Origin of the sequence: Planotetraspora silvatica, from assembly GCF_016863315.1 — a bacterium.
GTDB classification, from domain to species: Bacteria; Actinomycetota; Actinomycetes; order Streptosporangiales; family Streptosporangiaceae; genus Planotetraspora; species Planotetraspora silvatica.
Genome location: NZ_BOOQ01000039.1, coordinates 1 through 18,732, shown reverse-complemented (window position 1 = coordinate 18,732; position 18,732 = coordinate 1). Strand labels below are relative to the sequence as shown.

Here is an 18,732-nt window from a genome sequence, read left to right as displayed (position 1 = left end):
TGTCGTAGCCGAAAAACGTTCGCCTGTTGTCCGTCCGGCTACGTGTTCAATGCCGGAGGGCTCCGGCCGAAGCCCTGGCGCCTACCGCCCTGGCCGCGTCATAGTCACGACAACCCTGCTCGCCGACCCACATGATCGGCTGGAGTTACACCACGCAGCGGGACGTGACCTGGCCTCCCTCTCCTCCTCCTCTAACGCTCCGTCACCACCGAAAGAGAGACAGAGCCGTTCGTGTCTTACAGTCCCGCGGGCGGCGGCGCCTGGTCGTCGAGTCCCGCCAGTGCGTCGCGCAGGGCGGCGCGTGAAGTGATGCCGAGCTTCGGGAAGACCTGGTAGAGGTGGGTCCCAACGGTCCGGGGCGACAGGAAGAGCCGTTCGCCGATCTGCTTGTTGGTCAACCCGGCGGCGGCGAGTTCGGCGATCTCGCGCTGCTGCGGAGTGAGGGATCCCACACCAGTGGGGGCGTGGTGGCCGATGCTCTGCCCGGTTGCGCGCAGCTCACTCGCGGCCCGTGCGGCCCATGGCCGGGCCTCCAGACGCTCGAATGTGTTCAGGGCATCGATGAGGTGCCTGCGGGCCTCGACAGTCGCTTTGTTACGCCGTAGCCGCTCTCCGTAGGCGAGGGCGATACGCGCGCGTTCGAACGGCCAGTGCTCTCCGCCGGCCACGGAAAGCGCCCGCTCGAAGAGGATTACCGCGTCCTCGTCGCCCGCCACCAGGGCGGCCGCGGCGTCCACGGCCATGGCAAGCCGCGACGACAGCGCGGCGACCCCGCAGGCGCGTACCGCCTCGACGTGCGCGACCGCTTCCGCCGTTCGCCCGGTGCGCACCGCCGCCTCGACGACATCCATGATCACCCACAGCGCATGCGGCACATGGGTGGCCAGCTCGCCGGCGGCCGTGATCGTGGTCGTGTGCCGGTAGGCCTGCTCGAAGTCCCCGCGGCCCAGCGCGTCGAGGATCAAGGCCTGGGCCGCGATGCGCTGGACCAGTCCGGCCCGCCGCGGTGTCGCCCACGTCGTCATCCGGTCGGTCAGGGCCTTGGTGGCCTCATGGTCGCCGCGGGCAGCGGTCAGCATCGCCAACAGATACAGGCCCAGGCATTCCAGCAGCCGATAGTTGTGCAGCCGGCACAGCTCGACGTGCTCCTCGGCTAGAGCTTGCAGCTCATCCCACTCGCCGGTGATGAATTGATCCAGCCCGAGCAACGATCGGGCGTGCAAAGTCAGCGTCACCGCGGCGTCACCACGATGGTCGCGCAGGATGCGCCACAAGGCGGCCCGGCACAAGGTCAGCCGATCCACGAACATCGCGGCCAGCCCCACCCGGACGCTCCAGACCGGGTCACCCTGCCCGTCCAGATCGGCGATCGCCGCCTCGATCCGCGCGAGCAGCGCGGACGCGGTGCGGGCTGGATCGGCGAAAGTGCCGGCCAGCAGCGCGAGCAGCTCCGGAACCGGCGCGGCCAACTGCCCGAACGCCGCGTGGAACGGCGTCCACAGCTCGGCGCGCCCGCCGAAGTAGCAGACCCAGCCCAGGGTGTAGAACCCCTCGACGAGCGTGTTGTCCTCGCTGACGTAGGGCGCGGGCTGCATCTCGATGGCGCCGACCAGCAGCCGGTGCGCGGTGTCGACGTCTCCCTCACCGCTGAGCAGCAGATGATGGGCGGCCGCGACGGCCGAGACCAGCGACCTGGCGTTCCCGCTCTCGCCCTGCCGGGCATCGGCGAGCAGGCGCGGCACCTCTCGCAGGTCGCCGGTCATCACCGCCCCGAAGTACGCGGCCTCGGCGAGCCGCCGGCTCCGGTCGGCGCCGACCGGACTGAGATCGGCGGCCCGCAGCAGAGCGGTGACCGAACCGGCCGCGTCGCCGCGGCTGCGGATCGTGTGAGCGGTCTCCTCCAGAAACCGTGCCACCTGTTCGTCCGTACCGACCGTGGCGTTGGCCAGATGCCAGGCTCTGCGCTCCGGACTGCCCGACTGCCGCTCGGCGAGCATCGCGTGGGCTCGCAGCCGTTCCTCCACTGTGGACAAGTTGACGACCGCCGAACGCGTCAACGGATGCCGGAACCTCACCCGGCCCGCCCCCTCTTCGACGGCGACCAGCCCCGCCCGCTCGGCCGGGGCCAGCGCCGCCGCGTCGGCGCCGAGCGCCACCAGCGCGGGCAGGCTGCCCGTCCCGTCCAGCACCAACAGCAGCAGCACCTGCCGTGCCGACGGCGGCAGCCCGCTGATCCGCGACTCGAACGTCGCTTGGAGACGACCGCTCAACGGCAGCACCTCCGGCAGCCGAGCGGCACCGGATCGTTGCCGGCCCGACAGTGCAAGGGGAAGCTCATGCAAGGCCAGCGGGTTTCCCTGCGCCTCCGTCAGGAGACGTCGCCGCACCGCGGGCACGAGCGCGGGGAACCAGTGCGCCGCCAGCGCGTCCGCGGCCTCCTCCGCGAGTGGCCGCACCTCATGATCGGGCAGGCCGGCACGGTCGAAGAAGCTTTCGTCGCCGGACCGGTAGGCGGCCAGGAAACCGACCCGCGTGCCCGTCACCCGGCGGGCGACGATCGCCAAGACCATGGCGCTGGCCCGATCCAGCCACGGCAGGTCGTCGACGACCACCAGCACGGGCCGGGTCGCCGCCGCGTGGGACAACAGCGCCAAGGCCGCGTTCGCGATCACCAGCAAGCCCGGCGGGGAACCGGCTCGAAGGCCAAGCGCAACGCCGAGTGCCCTACGGTGCACCGGGTTCAACGCGTCGAGATCGCCCACCATCGGGTACAAGGCCTGATGGAGTGTGGAGAAGCTGTGGCCCGCCTCGAACTGCGTGCCTGACGCCCGCAAGACGTGAGTGCCGACTGCCTCGGCGTACGCGCTCGCCGCGTCCAGCAGCGCCGTCTTTCCGATACCGGGCTCGCCGAACAACAACAGGGCTCCGCCATACTGGCGGGCGCGGTCTACCAAAGTGTGGAGTATGCGGAGATCGTCGTCGCGGCCGAACAGATCAGCGTCGCCGACCGTCTTGGGTCCGTCGGCTGGCGAGTCGGCCACGCAGGCACCTCCATCTACCCCGGGATGGCCCAGCCCGGTGGTTCATCATCTTAGGGAACCAGCGGGAGCCACGTACTAGATCATCCCGGTTTGGGGCATATGGCGAAAAACTCAGCAGGACCGACACGAATTGGAGGTGGGTGGCGATGTCGTGCACTCTGCGCCGCTGTGCCATGTCGTGCCGGTCCCGGTCGGTTCGTGGCCCTGGTGGAAGTGGACCTGCTGCTCAACCGACAGGCAGGCGATGGTCATGCCGAGGATCGTTCCGGTAGTGAGAGCGTCGGTGGGATACGGGATAGGGGAAGTGTGACGACCTCGCTACGACCGTCCTGAACTGTGCCCGACGGTGCGCCAGCGCGCGCGTCCCCGGTCAGTCCTCCGCGGCGATCCAAGTCATTTGACGCAATCGACGGGCCGATGGCCCGGCCTAGTGTGGCACCCGTTCCCCCAAGGAGGATTGAGAATGAGTTCTGGTGACCCCATTCGCAACGTGGTGCTGGTGCACGGCGGTTTCGTCGATGGCGGCGGCTGGCAGGCGGTGTACGAGCTGCTCAAGGCCGACGGCTACCAGGTGAGCATCGTGCAGAACCCCACCCTGTCGCTGGCCGGCGACGCCGCCGCGACCCGGCAGATTCTCGACCGGCAGGACGGACCCACCGTGCTGGTCGGCCACTCATACGGCGGGGCCGTCATCAGCGAAGCCGGCACCCACGACAAGGTCGCGGCCCTCGTCTACATCGCCGCTTTCGTGCCTGACAAGGGCGAGTCCGTCAACACGCTGATCGCCGACCCGCCGCCCGGCGCCCCGGTTCCCCCGATCCTGCCGCCGGTCGACGGCTTCCTGTTCCTGGACCGCGACAAGTTCCACGGCTCGTTCGCCGGAGACCTTCCGGCCGACCGCGCGGCCTTCCTCGCGGACTCGCAGGTACCGTGGGGCCTGGACGCGCTCGGCGGCGCGGTGACCGAGCCGGCCTGGCGCACCAAGCCAAGCTGGTACCTGGTCGCCTCCGACGACAAGATGATCCCGCCGCCAGCGCAGCGGGCGATGTCCGAGCGTGCCGGCTCCGTCGTCGCCGAGGTCCCCGGCAGCCACGCCATCTACGAATCCCGTCCCGACGCGGTCGCAAACCTGATCAAGCAGGCCGCCGCCGGACGGTAGGCAGGTGGCGGCGGACGCTCCGGCCGTACTCCGATAGGCCGGGGCGCCCCGTCGTTCCGCCACCGTCACCGCGGCGGCGGAACGTACGGGTTCAGCGGTGCGGCTTTTGGCTGGCGCGACCACACAAGCGGCGCAGGTCAGCCGCTCTACGGCCGTATCAGGGACCTGACCGTCATCGGCGCTTTCGTCGACCGTGCGGTCCCGATGGCGGGTCGCTTCTGTCGACCGGTGAGCCCGGCGCGGCAAGAGTCCGCTGCTGCACGCTGCGGCGGCGAGAGCCGTCGACGGAGGCGTCCGGGTCCGTCATGGTCCGCAGGGCGATGGAGCAACTGGGGGCCAGGCTAGGCGCGTGGCCGGTCATCGCACGAGGCGCAGCGCCTCAGGCGTGAGGTCCTTGAGGGTGGGATATCCGTCGACCGCCATGATCAGGTCCGCTTCAGCCAGCAGTGAGCGCAGCACGTGCACGACACCGTCCTCGCCGCCGAGTGCCAGCCCGTATGCGTACGGGCGACCGATCCCCACCGCGGTAGCACCCAACGCCAGCGCCTTGATGGCGTCGGCGCCGCTGCGCACACCCGAGTCGAACAGGACCGGCAGCCCGTCAGCGGCTTCAAGCACGTCGGGCAGGCACTCCAAGGTGGTCAGTCCTCCGTTAGCTTGCCGTCCACCGTGGTTGGAACAGTAGATGGCGTCTGTGCCGCGGTCTTTGGCGCGACGAACATCGTCGGGGTGGCAGATGCCTTTGAGCATCAGCGGCAGCTCGGTCTGCGACCGTAGCCAGTCCAGGTCGTCCCACCTGAACGGTCCACCGAAGATCGGCAACGTGCGCACGGCCAACTCGGTGGCATCCTCGCCGGGCTGCAGTCTCTTCCGGAACACCGGGTCGCTGGTGTAATTGCTCAGGCACCCGCTGGGCACCTGTGGGTAGTTCGAGCCGCTCAGGTCCCGAGGCCGCCAGCCGGTGACCCAGGTATCGAGGGTGACGGCGATGCCTTTGAAACCCGCTGCCTCGGCGCGGTGCACCAGGCTCGCGGCCAGGTCCCGATCTGGTGGTGTGTAGAGCTGGAAGAAGCCGGGCGTATCGCCGAGTACTGCGGCCACGTCCTCCATCGGATCCGCCGACAGCGTCGCCGCGAAGAACGGAACACCTGTGCGAACGGAGGCTCGCGCGCAGGCAAGATCGCCGTGACCGTCTTGCGCGCACACCCCGAGCACCCCGATCGGCGCCATAAACACCGGCGAGGGCAACCTCACCCCGAACAACTCGATCGACATATCACGTTCGGTAGGGGCGACCAGCATGCGCGGATACAAGCCCCAGCGCTTGAAAGCCTCGCAGTTGGCCCGCTGGGTGTGTTCGTCACCGGCGCCGCCGGCAACATACCCCCAGACCTTCGGTCTCATCGCGGCCGATGCCTTCTCTTCCAGATCCGCAAATGTCATGGGATACGGCGGCTGATGGCCGGTCTGTCCCTGGGCGTACAGCTCATCTTGGTACTCTGCGAAAGTCATACGTAGGCACTATCCGCGCGAGTGGAGCATTACCCGAGTCGATCGGGTAAGCAACGGCCAAGCATGTGGAAAAGAGCGAGGGTGACGTAACCGGGCGTTCTTTGCTTCCGGCGTCAGCGGTCAACGGGAGCGCCGGGCGCTGATACGTTCGCGTGACCTCGATGCATGACGGTCAGCGGGTCTTGACATCGAGATCTCGTGCCAGATGCGTGCCAGAGTGAAGGGGATGAGCGGGTCTCACGGAGATTCATGGCCACTCCTCGAACGGCAGCGTGATCAGTGCGTCGAAGCCCGCGGGGTCGTCGCTGATGTGCAGTTGGTCCACGCACTTTTGGCCCGACCCCACAGGCCGTTCGTGACTTCAGCAGGCCAGCAACATCGGGCGGGCGATCGCGGAGGCGTTCTCCGCCGAGGGTGCGCACGTGATCGTGTCCGGTCGCAGCGCCGAGCGGGGCGGACTGGTCGTCGGGGGTATGCGCGCGTGGTGCATCACCGCCGAAGGCGGTCCGGCGATGGCGGTCGTCGAACGGACCGCTGCGTGGCCGATTCCGGAACGGGCACTGACCTCCGGCCGGAGGGCGCGATATATGAAGTACTTCTTACGGCTGCCCGCCACATGGTGACCTTGGCCGAGCGGCGGTGTGTGCTTGCCTACGCGGGATTCCCCGATCAACCGCACACGGAGGCACACCCATGCAGCAGACGCGACGCAGCGCCACGACGCCCGATCGACAGCACCCGTTACGTCGGCGTCGATTCGCGGCGGTACTGGCGCTCATCGTGAGCGGAGTCGTCCTCACGCCCGCCGTATCCCTGGCGGACGTCACCCGGACCAGCGGGTCGGCCGCTCCGCCCCCCATGTCGCACCGGCCAGTCGACAGGCCATCGACGACTCTGACCCGGGCCGATCGGATGCCGACCACGTACCGGTCCCGCAAGCCGACCCCCGCGCCCAGGCCCACGCCATCGCCGACAGCCGTTTCCCAGCCCACAGGTACATCCGGCGCACCGGCTCTTTCGGCGCCCCACGCGCCCGCAGGCCTCTATGTGTCGTCCTCTCCCGATCTCGCCCCGCAGTTCTGCCAGGCCACGGCCGCGCCGGTGGCGCGAAGCATTCAGCCGCTGTTCGGCGTCAGCAGCGGCGCCCCGGCGTACAACACCGACCGGCTGAACCTGCGAGCCGCGTTCGAGTTGTCCCTCTCGAACGGTGAACCTCTGCTCACGCAGACTGTGGGATTCGTCGGCTCCTCGGCGCGCTTCCAGGTGCCCGGCGGTGTGCTGACCGACGGCTCCTATCGTGTTCGGGTGCGGGCGGAGGACGGAGCCGCAGTGTCGGAATGGCTGCCCTGGTGCGTGTTCACCGTCAACGCATCCGGCGCGGTGCCCACTCCGGGAGTCCCTGCCGCACTGCGCATCTCGGCCGGCCCCTACGCGGGATTCCAGCAGTGCGGAGCAGTGAGCGGCGCCCCTGTCGTGGGAACGCGTGACAGTCTCACCTTCGCGGCCTCCCCGGCCCCCCAGACCATCGGTCTCAACTACCCGAACCTGAGCTCGACCTTCGAGATCGGCCACCCAGGGCAGGACCCGCTGATCCGGAAAACCGAAGCCATCTGGCCCGGCGGCCGGGTCTTCGGAACCGGCGTCGCCCCGGGGACGCTGACTCCTGGCCCTTACCAGTTCCGTGTGCGCGCCGAGGACGGGAACGTGGTCTCGGCCTGGTCATCCTGGTGCGCCTTCACCGTCACCGGCTAGCTGTACTTGGCCAGCGGGTTGGTGACACGCCGTAGTTGATGCTTGATCAATAAGAAGACCTCCGGATGTGGTGGAGATGCCGTCTTCACCGAACCGGAGGTCTTCATGGCCCACGCTAATGCTCGTCTGATCATGCACGGGCGGATCCCGCTGGTGCGGCGCGTCCGCCTCGAGGGCCGGCCCGTCGCGCATGTCGCCAAGGAACTGGGCATCTCCCGCCAATGCGCGCACCGGTGGGTGCGCCGCTATGACGAGCAAGGCTGGCCGGGTCTGCGCGAGCGTTCCTCACGCCCGCATCGGGTGGCCAACCGCACTCCCGCCAGCGTCGAGGCCCGCGTGCTGGCCTGCCGCCGTACTGATCGTCGCGGCCCGGCCCACATCACCGACCAGACCGGGGTGCCTGAGCGGACCGTCTCGCGGATCCTGCGCTGATTTCCACGATTTGCCCGGCCGGCGCGGGAGCGGATCCTAGGGTGGTGGTGCGCGGTCATGCCCCCTAAGAGTGCACGGAGGAACTCATGGACCGGGTGACGTCGAAGGACGGGACGTCGATCGCATACGAGCGACGGGGAAGCGGGCCCGCCGTTATCCTGGTCGGCGGCAATCTCGACGACGGGGCGGAGAACGCTCCGCTCGCCGCGGAGCTCGCCGCCGATTTCACCACCTGGAACTACGCCCGTCGGGGACGGGCCGGCAGCGGCGACACCCATCCCTACGCCGTGGAACGCGAGATCGAGGACATCGAGGCGCTCATCGCCGAGGCCGGCGGATCCGCGAGTCTGTACGGCGTCTCCTCGGGCGGTGCACTCGCGCTGCGCGCCGCCGCGTCGCGGCTCGCGGTCAACAAGGTCGCCGTGTACGAGGTGCCATACATGGTCGCTGACGAGGCGTCGCGATGGTGGCGGGACTACGTCGACCAGCTCGGGATGGCGCTCGCCGAGGGACGACGAGGCGAGGCGCTCGAACTCTTCATGGGCTTGGCCGGCTCGTCCGAGGAAGACATCGCGGGGGCGAAAGCCTCGCCGCTGTGGCCTGGGCTGGAGGTCCTCGCCCACACCCTCGCGTACGACGCGGCCGTCCTGGGTGACGGCCGGCCGCCCACCGGGCTTCTGGCGAGGATCACGCAGCCGGCTCTGGTCGCCACGGGCCGGACCGAGCCTGATCCCGGTGGAGAAGGGCTGCCCGCGGGCTTCTTCGATGACGCGGCCGACGTGATCGCGGCGATCATCCCCCGGTCGCAACGCCGCATCCTCGACGGCCATTCGCACGTGGTCGACGCGAAGCCGTTCGCGGCGGTGCTGACCGAGTTCTTCAGGCCGTGACGGAGTGATCGGCCGGGCACGGGTGACGTCGGGGATTACGAGGAGCTCGCTGAAGGCTGCGAGACGGAATGGGCGCTCCAGCTCGTCCGCGCGCACTTGCGGCCGGATGAAACGCGGGCAGCGTGCCCGTCACCGAGGCCACGCTGAACCAGGGGCACGACCCTCACCCGGGCTGCGCCACCGACGAGCGGTTGCAGACCTTCCACCGTCTCCGCGACGACCGCGAGGTGCCGCGCTGGGTGGGCCGTCCAGGCGTTCCGCTACACGGCGGAGGCGATCGACGAGCTCATCCTGCTCGCACGATCGGAAGGGTTACGTCTACGCCGGCGTGGAGGCCCGCGCCTGCGTCACGGAGAACATCTACCCCGACCAGGTAGAGGTCAGCTGGTATCCGTGGTCACTCGAAGATGCTGACGGCCAGGTCGTGGAGGAGGCTAGTTCATGGTCGGATGACCACTTCGATGTGGCGCTGTACCCGAACCCGAGGCGCAAGGTGCGAAACGGCCTCATCACGCTCAGCACCCAGTCCATGCACCTGGAGGGCACCCCCGGCCAGCGCCTCGGCGTCTACGTCGCCGAACCTGGCACTCCCGACCACGACGCGATGCTCCTGCTGGACATGACCGCACCCGAGCCTGCCGCGCATCCGTCCACGACCAACCAGGCACAGCGATCAGCGGGGACTGACGGGAAGTCACGAGGACTCGACCGGCGCTGAGCAGCAGCCCCTGTTTCCCAGCTCAGAAGGGAGTAGATCAGTAGCCGAGTGCCAAGCTGCCAGCGCGGGTTCGATTCCCGTCACCCGCTCCACACACAAATGCCCAGGTCAGGGGATGATTCCCGAACCGGGCCTTGATCTTTGCTGAGGTTGTTTCTCACTTGCCGTGCTAGAGGTGCTCGACGATGACGCCGGCATTGAACCGGACGCGGAATTGTCGGAGCGTGCGGTTAACGTGGTGGGCAGCCTGATGCCTGGGGGTACGTGCGATGGCGACATTCGCCCTGATTCACGGCGGCGGCGGCTCCGCCTGGGACTGGCACCTGCTGGCGGCCGAGTTGCGCGGCCGAGGGCATGACGTGGTAGCCGTGGACCTGCCGATCGAGGACGAGTCCGCCGAGCTGCTCGACTATGCCGATGCCGTGGCCGAGGCCGTCGGCGCCCGCCGCGACCTGGTCGTGGTGGCGCACTCGTGGGGCGGCTTCGTCGGCCCGCTCGTCTGTGCTCGGGTGCCGGCCGAGCTGCTGGTGCTGGTGTCGGCCATGATTCCGGCGCCGGGCGAGCCGCCGTCCGACTGGTGGGCCAACACGGGCTTCGAGGGCAAAGACATGAGCGACCCCGTCGCGCTGTTCCTACACGACGTGCCCCAGGAGTTGGCGGAGGAGCTGCTGTCGAAGAGCCGGGATCACGCAGACAAGGCCTTCGCGGAGCCGTGGCCCCTGGACGCCTGGCCGGAGGTGTCGACCAGGTTCCTGCTGTGCCGTGACGACCGGTTCTTCACGCCGGGCTTCATGCGCGCAGTCGTGCGCGACCGGCTGGGCATCACGCCCGACGAGATCGACGGCGGGCACGCGCCCATGCTGGCCCGTCCCGGTGAGCTGGCCGACCGGCTGGAGGGTTACCTGACGGGCAGGGTGTAGACGCGGCGCACGATGCTGCCCAGCCTGCTCACGTCCGCCCCATACACAGGCAGCGACGCCGCCGACCTCCGAGCCGGTGTCGCGCACCATGTGGATTGCTGATTCTCAGTGCCCAACGGGGCCTGCGTGGTGTTCCACAGGGTTAGCGTGTCCCGCAGACAGGTCTCCGCGTCGGCGAGACGGCCCTCGGTACGGGTCGCGAATCGGTCGATCGTACGACCTGGGTAGGCGTTCGGTCTGGGGACTCAGACCGCCGCCGAGTGGAAGAACGCCGCCGCCTCACCTCGCGAACCGACCGAGAGCTTGGTCAGGATGTTCGCGACGTGGAACTTCACGGTGGACTCGCTGATGTGCAGCTCCTGGGCGATGGTTCTGTTGCGGTGGCCGAGTGCGAGGCGCTCGAGTACCTCGAGTTCCCGCGCTCCCAGACCGGCCAGGGGGTCGGTGCCCGGAGCCTCATCCGGCAAGGAGGCGAGTATGGGTCTGGGGATCCTCGTGGCAGCGGCCTCGGACAGTGCCAGGGGAAACGTCAGCTTGGTCGTCATTCCCCAGCCGGGCACGGCGTCGCAGTTCGAAGGAACCGCCCTGGGCCTCCACCCGCTGAGCGATCTGGCAGGTGCGGAGATCGTCATTCAGCAGGCCGGGTCCGTCGTCCCGTACGGTCGCCACCAGCTCGGTGAGCCCGAGCTGCCAGCCGACCCTGATCCGCCTGACCTCGCTCTGCTGCAGTGCCGCCAGGACAGCGGCTCGCACGGACACTTTGGCGGCGTGCGCGGTGGCCGACGTCAGCGGCCTGTCGTTTGCGGGCGGATCCAGTTCCAGCTGGATCGCACTGTGGCTGAGCAGCGTCTTCAGCGAGTCGGACAGATGACCGAAGGCCTGCCTGGCCGACTCCTCCCACACCGGCGAGGTGCCCCGCGGAGATTCGTTGCGCAGCTCCAGGAGCGCGTTAACGGCCAGGTCGACGGCGGTCGACCGTGCGACGGTGTCGTCCAGCCGGTGGCTGCGCAGCACGCCCAGGATCCCGGAGAGCGCGGCCGCGTGCGCCTCGCTCAGTTCGGCGACGGCATGAGTCCTGGCCTGTGCGACCGCTCGGGACTGGGCTAGCGTGCTCGGTGTGGCATCCGTGACCAGTTGCTCCACATGACTGGTGAGCAAATCCACCAGCGCCTGCACGATCGGGAGGACGTTCGCCGTGACAGGAGTGTCCTCGTCGAGGACCATGACAAGGCCGGCGCCCCGGGGAGTGAGATCACTCGCGACGGCGAGGACAGGCCCCCTGCGAGGTGCGCCGTTCCCTGCCACGGGTGGCCCGGTGTTACCTGTGCGACAAGCGCGCCGAGTACCGCTCCGGTGAGCGTGCCGGTGAGCTCCTGGTCGCCCACGGCCGCGACGGGGGAGGACGCACACTGGGTCGCCAGGAGGGCGACCGCCCGGTGCGGCACGTCGTCGGCCAGGGCCGCGGACAGGCGGGTGGCCATCTCCGATACCGGGGCATGCATGATGTGCGCGGCTGTGACCAGGGCCGATGACGGCTATGCGAATCCGGCGTACTCCACGGTGTCAAGCGTACGACTGTGGGTCACTGCGCCCGCCCCGCCCTTCGGACGGGACCGAACCGTCCAAAAGGCCAGCTAGATCGCGCCGCGTCCGGTCGATGATGGGTGTGCCGAGAGGGCGACCGGCTGTGTGTCCGGCCGGTCGGAGGTTGTCGTTCTCACACTGGAGGCTGACCAATGCAGGCAATAGTTTTCGAGGAGTTCGGCGGGCCCGAGGTTCTTCAGCTCAAGGACGTCGAGGAGCCCCACGCGGGTCCGGGCGAGGTGCGTATCGCCGTACAGGCGATCGGCGTCAACCCGGTGGACTTCAAAGTGCGTCGCGGCTGGTTCGATGACTTCATGCCCACGCCGCTGCCGTCCGTGCCGGGTGTGGAGGCAGCCGGGATCGTCGACGAGGTCGGTGAAGGCGTCACCGGCTTCGTCCTCGGCGATGAGGTCGTGGGCTGGGTCAACGGCGGTGCCTACGCCGAGCACGCCCGCATGGCCACCGTCATACACAAACCCGCGAAGGTCAGTTGGGAACAGGCCGTCGCGCTGCCCCAGGCCGGTGAGACCGCGGATCGCGTGCTGCGCGAGCTGGACTTCAAGAAGGGCGAAACCCTGTTGCTGCACGGCGCCGCTGGTGTCGTGGGCCCTGATCCGGCGTAATTGCCGCGGGCTGGGTGACTATCGCCGTGGACGGCCGCATACATCGGTGGACGGGCGAGGATCGTTTCCGCAGGTGGGGGCGGGTATGCAGGCTGATCCCGCCCGCACCTTGGTTGCCTGGGGGTCAAGGGTCGCAGGTTCAAATCCTGTCGTCCCGACGCAGCTCAGAGGGCTGATCCGATTGATCGGGTCGGCCCTTTCGGCGTCTTGGAGACCGTGATCATCTTGCTGCTGGCCTGCTACCGCTACTTGACCTGTGGTCAAGCATGGCAGGCGCCCGAGTTCGGCGATGGAATGCGTCCCAGTGTCCAGATGGGTGCTGGGTAGCCGGGTTCGGTGCCGTCATGTGAGCGCGTCACGTGAGGCGTCGTACGCCGATGAGACCACGGAAATGTGAGGAGAGCGGACAGTGAGAGGATTGCGAGGGTGATGGCAAGAACCAGTGACATCGAGAAGGCGGCCGGTGCGCTGCGCGCCGGAGGCCTGGTGGCCTTCCCGACCGAAACCGTCTACGGTCTAGGCGCCAATGCAGAGAACTCCGCCGCCGTCGCGCGCGTCTTCCAGGTCAAGGGGCGCCCACCCACTCACCCGCTGATCGTTCACATCGGCGGCGCGGAGCACCTGGGCGGCTGGGTCGAGGACGTGCCCGCGACGGCCCGACTGTTGGCCGAACGCTTCTGGCCGGGGCCACTCACGCTGGTCCTGCGGCGCGGTCGCCGGGTGCCCCTCGAAGCGACTGGTGGCCTAGAGACGGTGGCCGTGCGCGTGCCTGACCACCCTGTCGCACTCGCGCTGCTCTCGGCCTTCGGCGGCGGTGTCGCGGCCCCGTCCGCCAACCGCTTCGGCTCGGTCAGCCCGACAACGGCGAACCACGTCCGTGCGGAGCTCGGTGATGCCGTCGATTTCGTGCTGGATGGCGGCCCCTGCGAGGTCGGTGTCGAGTCGACCATCGTCGACGTCACGGGTGACACCCCGAGCATCCTGCGCCCCGGTGGGGTGACGCGCGAGGGACTCGAAGCGGTGCTGGGGTGCCCTCTTGCGGTCCACTCGACGAGCCGCGTTCGCGTGCCGGGCCAGCATCCGTCGCACTATGCGCCGCGTGCGCGGGTCGTCCTCGTCGAGCCCGAGAAGGTCGTCGCCGAAGCGGAGATCGCGCAGGAGCTAGGGCACCAGGTGGGTGTTCTTCTTCCCCCCTCCTTCGCCGACGCTCCGGTGAAGGCGCATGCTGTGGTGGCGGTTCCCGGTTCGACGGCCGCCTATGCGCGCGGGCTGTACGGGTTCCTGCGCGAGCTCGACCAGCGGGGGTGCGACCTTGTCGTCGCGTCGTTGCCGATGGAGGAGGGGCTGGGACTCGCGATCGCCAACCGGCTCCGCCGCGCCGCGGGGCCCCGCTCCTCCGAGTGACCAGCAACGCCCCTTGTCAGTGGCTCAAGATTTCCCACCCGTGGCTCCCCTCGCAGTCCGTGGCAAGGCCAAAGTCCGCGCGAGGTACGGGACAGGGAGCGAGACCGGATTGGTGGGCCATGCGAGGTGTGACGTGGCTGTGCAACGGCTGGCGGAACTCCGGTCACGATGTGGAATCGACGGTGACGTCAAGGCCGCGGGCTGCTACCACCTGGGCGCTGCCGACGGCTAGGCGGTAGCACAGGCCCACGACGGCGGCCTGGCCGGCGTTGACCCGTTCGGCGAGCACTCGAGAGCCGTCCACTAGCAGGTCAGCCGTTTGCTTTATGTGCTCGGTCAAGATCTCGTCGGCCTTCACGCGACCTGCGGCCCGCGCCGCGAGCAGGCTGGGGGTCACCCGCTCGACGATGTCCCGGACATACCCGGTCGGCACAATCCCGCCCTCCAGCGCGGCGCACGCGGCGCCCACCGCGCCACACGAGTCATGGCCGAGGACCACCACCAGCGGGCAGTCCAGCACGTCCACCCCGTACTCGATGCTGCCAAGCACCTCCGCGCCCATCACGTGGCCCGCGGTGCGCACCACGAACAGGTCACCCAAGCCACGATCGAAGATGATCTCTGCGGCCAACCGGGAGTCGGAGCATCCGAACAGGACGGCGAACGGGCGCTGGCCCGGTGCGATCTCGGCGCGGCGCGTAGCGTCCTGGTTCGGGTGCTCCGGGGCACCCGCAACGAAGCGCTGGTTACCCGCGAGCAGCAAGTCGAAGGCTTCCTTGGGAGTCGGAGACTTGATCTCGGTCATGGCCGGAGCCTAGGCCAAGCCCCGGGCTGTCGGGCTGTCTGGGTCTTCCCAGTGCCCGCTGAGGGCTTCGTCGTCGCCCCCAGACGCCGGCGATTCCGGCTTCGATACCCAGGCCGAAGCGCTTGCGCCGATATAGGCGCTAAGAAGTCCTAACACAATGATCAGAGGGCGAGGCGTCGCCAGCAGATGATGGAGGCGGCGAGCGTCAACCCCTATGAGAGGCGCACCCCCACCGTCGTACGACGCAGCCGCCACCGCGGACAGGGCTCTTATCTGCTCGAGTCGGTGAACCAGCCTGATACCCGCGGCGTCTGACCTGCATGACGTTCGCATGGGACACGCTCATCGCGCCGGCCGCAGCGCTCGGAGGTGTAGCCCTCACACTTCTGGCAAGCGCCACCCGTGAGCGCACCCAGTTCCGGCGACAAGTACAGCTCAGTCGACTGGCCGAGCGTCGCGAGGCGTATGCCAGCTTCCTAGCCACCAGCGACCTCATCGTCTTGATCGTGGATCACGTGGCCCTTGAGCGGAGACGCCGAGGGCCTTTCGCATGTCTGGGGGTGCCCGACGTGCCGACCACCGCAGACAGACCGCACCGCGTCACCGCGTCTGGGCCTCCCGCTACCACGCCCGCCGGTTCCTGAAGATCGGTAAGACGGCCTGGTACGGCTACAACGACCTCGCCACCATCGAAGGCTGCCTCCACCGCGGCGACCCCGTGCCCGCCACCCCGGGGCGCGCGCATCACCGAGCGGAAGATCGCCTACTACCCGGCCCTCGGCTACCGCCCCAAGCAGAAGCCGCAGACGCTGACCGACATCGATGGCTCCACCGGCCCCATCATGTCCGTGGAAGCGCAGGCACAGGGACACGTCAAGCCGGGCTTGCATCTCTGTCGCCGGCCTGCTGCCGCTCCGCGGTGGGTCGCTGGCAAAGGGGATGATGTCGCAGGTCATCACGGTGTGCATGATCAGGTTGAAATGGACCCAACGTTTCGCTATCCAGCGGAATAGGAACGGAACATTACGGGCGCAGTGGCAGAGAACGCGACTAACGTGATGTTCATGGGAGGCGACAGCGAGTCCGAGCCGAACATAGTGCAGGAGCGCGTCATCGAGAAGGCCACCCGGCTCTTCGCGTCGCTCGGGTACGACGGCACTCCAGCCCAAACGATCGCTGACGCCGCCGGACTCGACATCGCCACTGTCACCGACCTCGTCGGCGGCAAACGCGAGATCTACATGACGGTGATGCGTCGGAGTCACCTCGCCACACAGGCGATGTTGGACTCGGCATTAGCCGAGTTCACACCCGATCGGGCGGGTGTCCTCCTGGTCGTCGACCGCTTCCTGGACTTCCACATCGACCACCCAGAGATCCCTGAGCTGTGGATACACCGATGGATGTCCGACGCCGCCGACATCACCGGGGTTGAGGCTCTGTACCTCAAGCCAAATCGGGACCGCATCAACGACGCGTTTCGGGGCGTCGTCGGATCCAACATGGACCTCGATGTGAATCTGGAGGTCATCGTCTGGTGCATCCGCGGCTTCGTAGTAGGCGGCATGCTCTCCCCGAAAGGGGAGCCCCATGGGCCTCGCGACACTGTGTACCTACAGCGGTTCCGCGCGCACCTGCACCAGCTAGTCACCCGGATGCTCAGGTTGGACGGCTGACGGTAGCGTCACGGCCGATGGACAGGACGGTCCTTGACCGTCGCGAGGGGGTTCGTGGCCATGTTCGATCGATTCGAAGAGTTCGACATCTCTACCGCGGGTGCGTCGATCCACGGACGCCGAGGCGGCAACGGACCGCCTCTGCTCCTCCTGCACGGTATTCCGGAAACGCATCTGATGTGGCATCGGGTAGCACCCCACCTTGCCGACCGCTACACCGTCGTCGCCACCGATTTGCGGGGGTACGGCGACAGTGGCAAGCCGCCCAGTACCGCCGACCATGAGCCGTACAGCATGCGAGCGATCGGCCGTGACCAGCTCGGGGTCATGCAACATCTGGGCTACGACCAGTTCAGCGTCGTGGGACACGATCGCGGGGCGCGCTGCGCCTACCGTCTCGCACTGGATCACCCGGATGCCGTTCTCCGGCTCGCCGTCATCGACGTCGTCCCCGTCGGCGACGCGTACAACCGCGCCGACAAAGACTTCAGCCTCCTCTACTGGCAATGGTCCTTCCTCGCCGCGCCGGAACCGGTACCGGAACAGTTCGTCAACGCGGCGCCGGCCAACCTGGTCGACTTCATGCTCAACACGTGGTCCGAGGTGAAGGACGCTTTCCCGGCCGAGGTACGCGGCGAGTACGTCGAGAAATTCAACCACCCCGATACGGTGCACGCCGTCTGCGAGGAGTTCCGCGCATCCCCGACCTTGGACTACCAGCAGGACGAGGCGGATCGCGGGAAGCGGAAGATCTCCTGCCCTGTGCTCTTCCTCTGGAGCCGGCGCGGTTCGGTCGCGAAACTTTACGATGATCCGCTTGCGATATGGCGGGAGTGGGCCGATGACGTTCGCGGCGGCCCGATACCAGTCGGTCACTTCATTCCTGAAGAGGCGCCCGAGGAGACCACACGCCGACTGCTCGATTTTCTGCAGTAGTGCGGATCGGCACGATCGGACCAGGCGTGTTCGCTCAGATCCTCCCAGGCCGTATAAGTATGGCGTTCCGCAATACTTCGCCCCAGCGACGCGGTTCAACGACGCGCTCCTGCGGCACCGGCGTCCTCCTCGACGGGTCTTCGAGATCGGCGACCCCCGTTCTCGTTCACGACTGTGGTCCCACGAATTCAGTGCAAACCCGCTATCGCGCGGGGCAAGCCCAGCAGGAGAATTCGCGAAGCCACGGCCGATGAGGGGCGTTCAGCCTCTCTCGGGAGCGTCCTCCAACGCGGCCAGCAGGCCCTCGAAATCCTCCGTGCACGGACCGCATGCACGCAGGTGCGCCGCCACGCCCGGATATCGCGCCTCAGGATCAGCGCCGGCCTGCACCAGGTCGGCGTACACGTGCATGATTTCCATCGCCTCGCCGCATCCCACGTCCGTGGGGTCGGTCTGCAGGAACCGTTCGAGTTGTGACCAGCCGTTCATGAACGCCTCGCGTCGTGATTCACATACCCCCGGGCGGCCAGAGAGGCGGCCAGTTTGCGCCGGGCGTCGAAGAGGGTCTTGTAGATGGCGTTGCGGTTGGAGTCCATCTCGGCCACGAGGGCGTCGAGGGGGATTCCGTTGAGCACGATCGCGATGAACACTCGCCGTTGATGAGGGGTCAGGTCGTCGTCCACCGCACGGTGCAAGGCGACGATCAGGTCGTGCCACTCCACCTGGTGGGCCGGATCGAACCCCAGCCGGTCAGGCAGCCGCTCCCAGTCTTCGGTGTCCAGCCGTGCGTCCGGTTTGCGCCAATAGTGGCGGCCGATCTTGCCGGAGACCTCGAAGATCACGAATTTGTACGCCCAGGTGGTGAAGCGGCTTTCCCCGCGGAACTGCTCAAGTTTGCCGGTCAGGGCCATCATGGCGTCGGCGGCGGCTTGATGGGCCAGGTCGTCGAGTTCAGGGCCGCTGATGCTCAGCCGGGGCGCCCGCCTGCTCACCTCGCCACGTGCGACGCGAAGCAACATCTGGTGCAACCGCACGAGCGCGCCCTCATAATCCGTACCCCCGCCCGTGAGCGCTCTCACCCATTCGGCGGATTCAGGATCGAGTGTCGCCGTCGTGTGGCCGTGGGCGGCGGATTCGACAGATCCCATGCCTAAAACCTATCAAGAGAGCAGTTGACCGCCCTGGGGCGGTGACGATCGGCGGCCGACGCGGACGAGCCGCGCACGATCGGCCGGGGCGATGACGAGGTGGCCGTGGCGGGCGCCCGACTCAGCTACGGG

General features: G+C 68.0%; 19 protein-coding genes. 10 read left to right on the top strand and 9 right to left on the bottom strand.

Annotation, left to right across the window (positions count from 1 at the left end; all coding sequences use genetic code 11):
• Positions 1-236: 236 nt before the first annotated feature.
• Entirely contained in the window at positions 237-3,041 is a 2,805-nt protein-coding gene (locus tag Psi02_RS27545) for a helix-turn-helix transcriptional regulator (protein WP_203978581.1), read from the bottom strand.
• Between the two features lie 111 nt (positions 3,042-3,152).
• Positions 3,153-3,338, bottom strand: a complete 186-nt coding sequence (locus Psi02_RS41140; protein ID WP_373317689.1) for a nucleotidyltransferase domain-containing protein — start codon at positions 3,336-3,338, stop codon at positions 3,153-3,155.
• 166 nt (positions 3,339-3,504) lie between these two features.
• Between Psi02_RS41140 and Psi02_RS27540 the strand changes: the two genes are divergently transcribed.
• On the top strand, positions 3,505-4,200 hold the full coding sequence (locus Psi02_RS27540) for an alpha/beta fold hydrolase (RefSeq protein ID WP_203978580.1): 696 nt from the start codon (positions 3,505-3,507) through the stop codon (positions 4,198-4,200).
• A 357-nt stretch (positions 4,201-4,557) separates the two neighbouring features.
• Here Psi02_RS27540 and Psi02_RS27535 read toward each other — a convergent pair whose 3' ends face one another.
• Together Psi02_RS27535 and Psi02_RS27530 are read right to left on the bottom strand one after the other, a co-directional pair.
• A complete protein-coding gene (locus Psi02_RS27535) occupies positions 4,558-5,712 on the bottom strand; it encodes an alpha-hydroxy-acid oxidizing protein (protein WP_203978579.1) in 1,155 nt (384 codons plus the stop codon).
• Positions 5,713-6,073: 361 nt separating this feature from the next.
• Positions 6,074-6,328 carry a hypothetical protein gene (locus tag Psi02_RS27530; protein WP_203978578.1) on the bottom strand — a complete coding sequence of 85 codons (255 nt, stop codon included), beginning with the start codon at positions 6,326-6,328 and terminating at the stop codon, positions 6,074-6,076.
• Positions 6,329-6,759: 431 nt separating this feature from the next.
• Here Psi02_RS27530 and Psi02_RS27525 point away from each other — a divergent pair, with 431 nt between their 5' ends.
• From Psi02_RS27525 to Psi02_RS27505, 5 genes are all read left to right on the top strand, one after another.
• A complete protein-coding gene (locus tag Psi02_RS27525; protein WP_203978577.1) occupies positions 6,760-7,464 on the top strand; it encodes a hypothetical protein in 705 nt (234 codons plus the stop codon).
• Positions 7,465-7,569: 105 nt separating this feature from the next.
• Positions 7,570-7,896, top strand: coding sequence for a helix-turn-helix domain-containing protein (locus Psi02_RS27520; protein WP_203978576.1), 327 nt, complete (start codon positions 7,570-7,572; stop codon positions 7,894-7,896).
• 86 nt (positions 7,897-7,982) lie between these two features.
• The gene (locus tag Psi02_RS27515; RefSeq protein WP_203978575.1) at positions 7,983-8,786 is read left to right on the top strand and encodes an alpha/beta fold hydrolase; all 804 of its coding nucleotides are present in this window, start codon (positions 7,983-7,985) and stop codon (positions 8,784-8,786) included.
• Positions 8,787-9,114: 328 nt separating this feature from the next.
• On the top strand, positions 9,115-9,504 hold the full coding sequence (locus Psi02_RS27510) for a hypothetical protein (RefSeq protein WP_203978574.1): 390 nt from the start codon (positions 9,115-9,117) through the stop codon (positions 9,502-9,504).
• A 269-nt stretch (positions 9,505-9,773) separates the two neighbouring features.
• Positions 9,774-10,424, top strand: a complete 651-nt coding sequence (locus tag Psi02_RS27505; protein ID WP_203978573.1) for an alpha/beta fold hydrolase — start codon at positions 9,774-9,776, stop codon at positions 10,422-10,424.
• Between the two features lie 245 nt (positions 10,425-10,669).
• Here the strand turns inward: Psi02_RS27505 and Psi02_RS40240 are convergent, their stop codons facing one another.
• Positions 10,670-10,891, bottom strand: a complete 222-nt coding sequence (locus tag Psi02_RS40240; RefSeq protein ID WP_239095201.1) for a response regulator transcription factor — start codon at positions 10,889-10,891, stop codon at positions 10,670-10,672.
• Positions 10,881-11,648 (bottom strand): hypothetical protein, encoded by a 768-nt coding sequence (locus tag Psi02_RS40235; RefSeq protein WP_239095200.1) that lies wholly within the window; start codon positions 11,646-11,648, stop codon positions 10,881-10,883. Before Psi02_RS40235 ends, Psi02_RS40240 begins: the two co-directional genes overlap by 11 nt.
• A gap of 512 nt (positions 11,649-12,160) precedes the next feature.
• On the opposite strand from Psi02_RS40235, the gene Psi02_RS27495 reads away from it, so the two are divergent.
• The gene (locus Psi02_RS27495; RefSeq protein ID WP_203978571.1) at positions 12,161-12,631 is read left to right on the top strand and encodes a quinone oxidoreductase family protein; all 471 of its coding nucleotides are present in this window, start codon (positions 12,161-12,163) and stop codon (positions 12,629-12,631) included.
• Between the two features lie 429 nt (positions 12,632-13,060).
• Complete coding sequence (locus tag Psi02_RS27490; RefSeq protein ID WP_203978570.1) at positions 13,061-14,035, top strand: L-threonylcarbamoyladenylate synthase; 975 nt, start codon at positions 13,061-13,063, stop codon at positions 14,033-14,035.
• A gap of 163 nt (positions 14,036-14,198) precedes the next feature.
• On the opposite strand, the gene Psi02_RS27485 is transcribed toward Psi02_RS27490, so the two are convergent.
• The gene (locus tag Psi02_RS27485; RefSeq protein WP_203978569.1) at positions 14,199-14,840 is read right to left on the bottom strand and encodes a carbonic anhydrase; all 642 of its coding nucleotides are present in this window, start codon (positions 14,838-14,840) and stop codon (positions 14,199-14,201) included.
• A 1,064-nt stretch (positions 14,841-15,904) separates the two neighbouring features.
• On the opposite strand from Psi02_RS27485, the gene Psi02_RS27480 reads away from it, so the two are divergent.
• A complete protein-coding gene (locus Psi02_RS27480; protein ID WP_203978568.1) occupies positions 15,905-16,516 on the top strand; it encodes a TetR/AcrR family transcriptional regulator in 612 nt (203 codons plus the stop codon).
• Positions 16,517-16,549: 33 nt separating this feature from the next.
• Positions 16,550-17,452, top strand: coding sequence for an alpha/beta fold hydrolase (locus Psi02_RS27475; RefSeq protein ID WP_239095199.1), 903 nt, complete (start codon positions 16,550-16,552; stop codon positions 17,450-17,452).
• A 261-nt stretch (positions 17,453-17,713) separates the two neighbouring features.
• On the opposite strand, the gene Psi02_RS27470 is transcribed toward Psi02_RS27475, so the two are convergent.
• Together Psi02_RS27470 and Psi02_RS27465 are read right to left on the bottom strand one after the other, a co-directional pair.
• Positions 17,714-17,941 carry a hypothetical protein gene (locus Psi02_RS27470; RefSeq protein WP_203978567.1) on the bottom strand — a complete coding sequence of 76 codons (228 nt, stop codon included), beginning with the start codon at positions 17,939-17,941 and terminating at the stop codon, positions 17,714-17,716.
• Positions 17,938-18,600, bottom strand: coding sequence for a sigma-70 family RNA polymerase sigma factor (locus Psi02_RS27465; protein ID WP_203978566.1), 663 nt, complete (start codon positions 18,598-18,600; stop codon positions 17,938-17,940). The genes Psi02_RS27470 and Psi02_RS27465 overlap by 4 nt, the downstream gene beginning before the upstream one ends.
• Positions 18,601-18,732 lie beyond the last annotated feature (132 nt).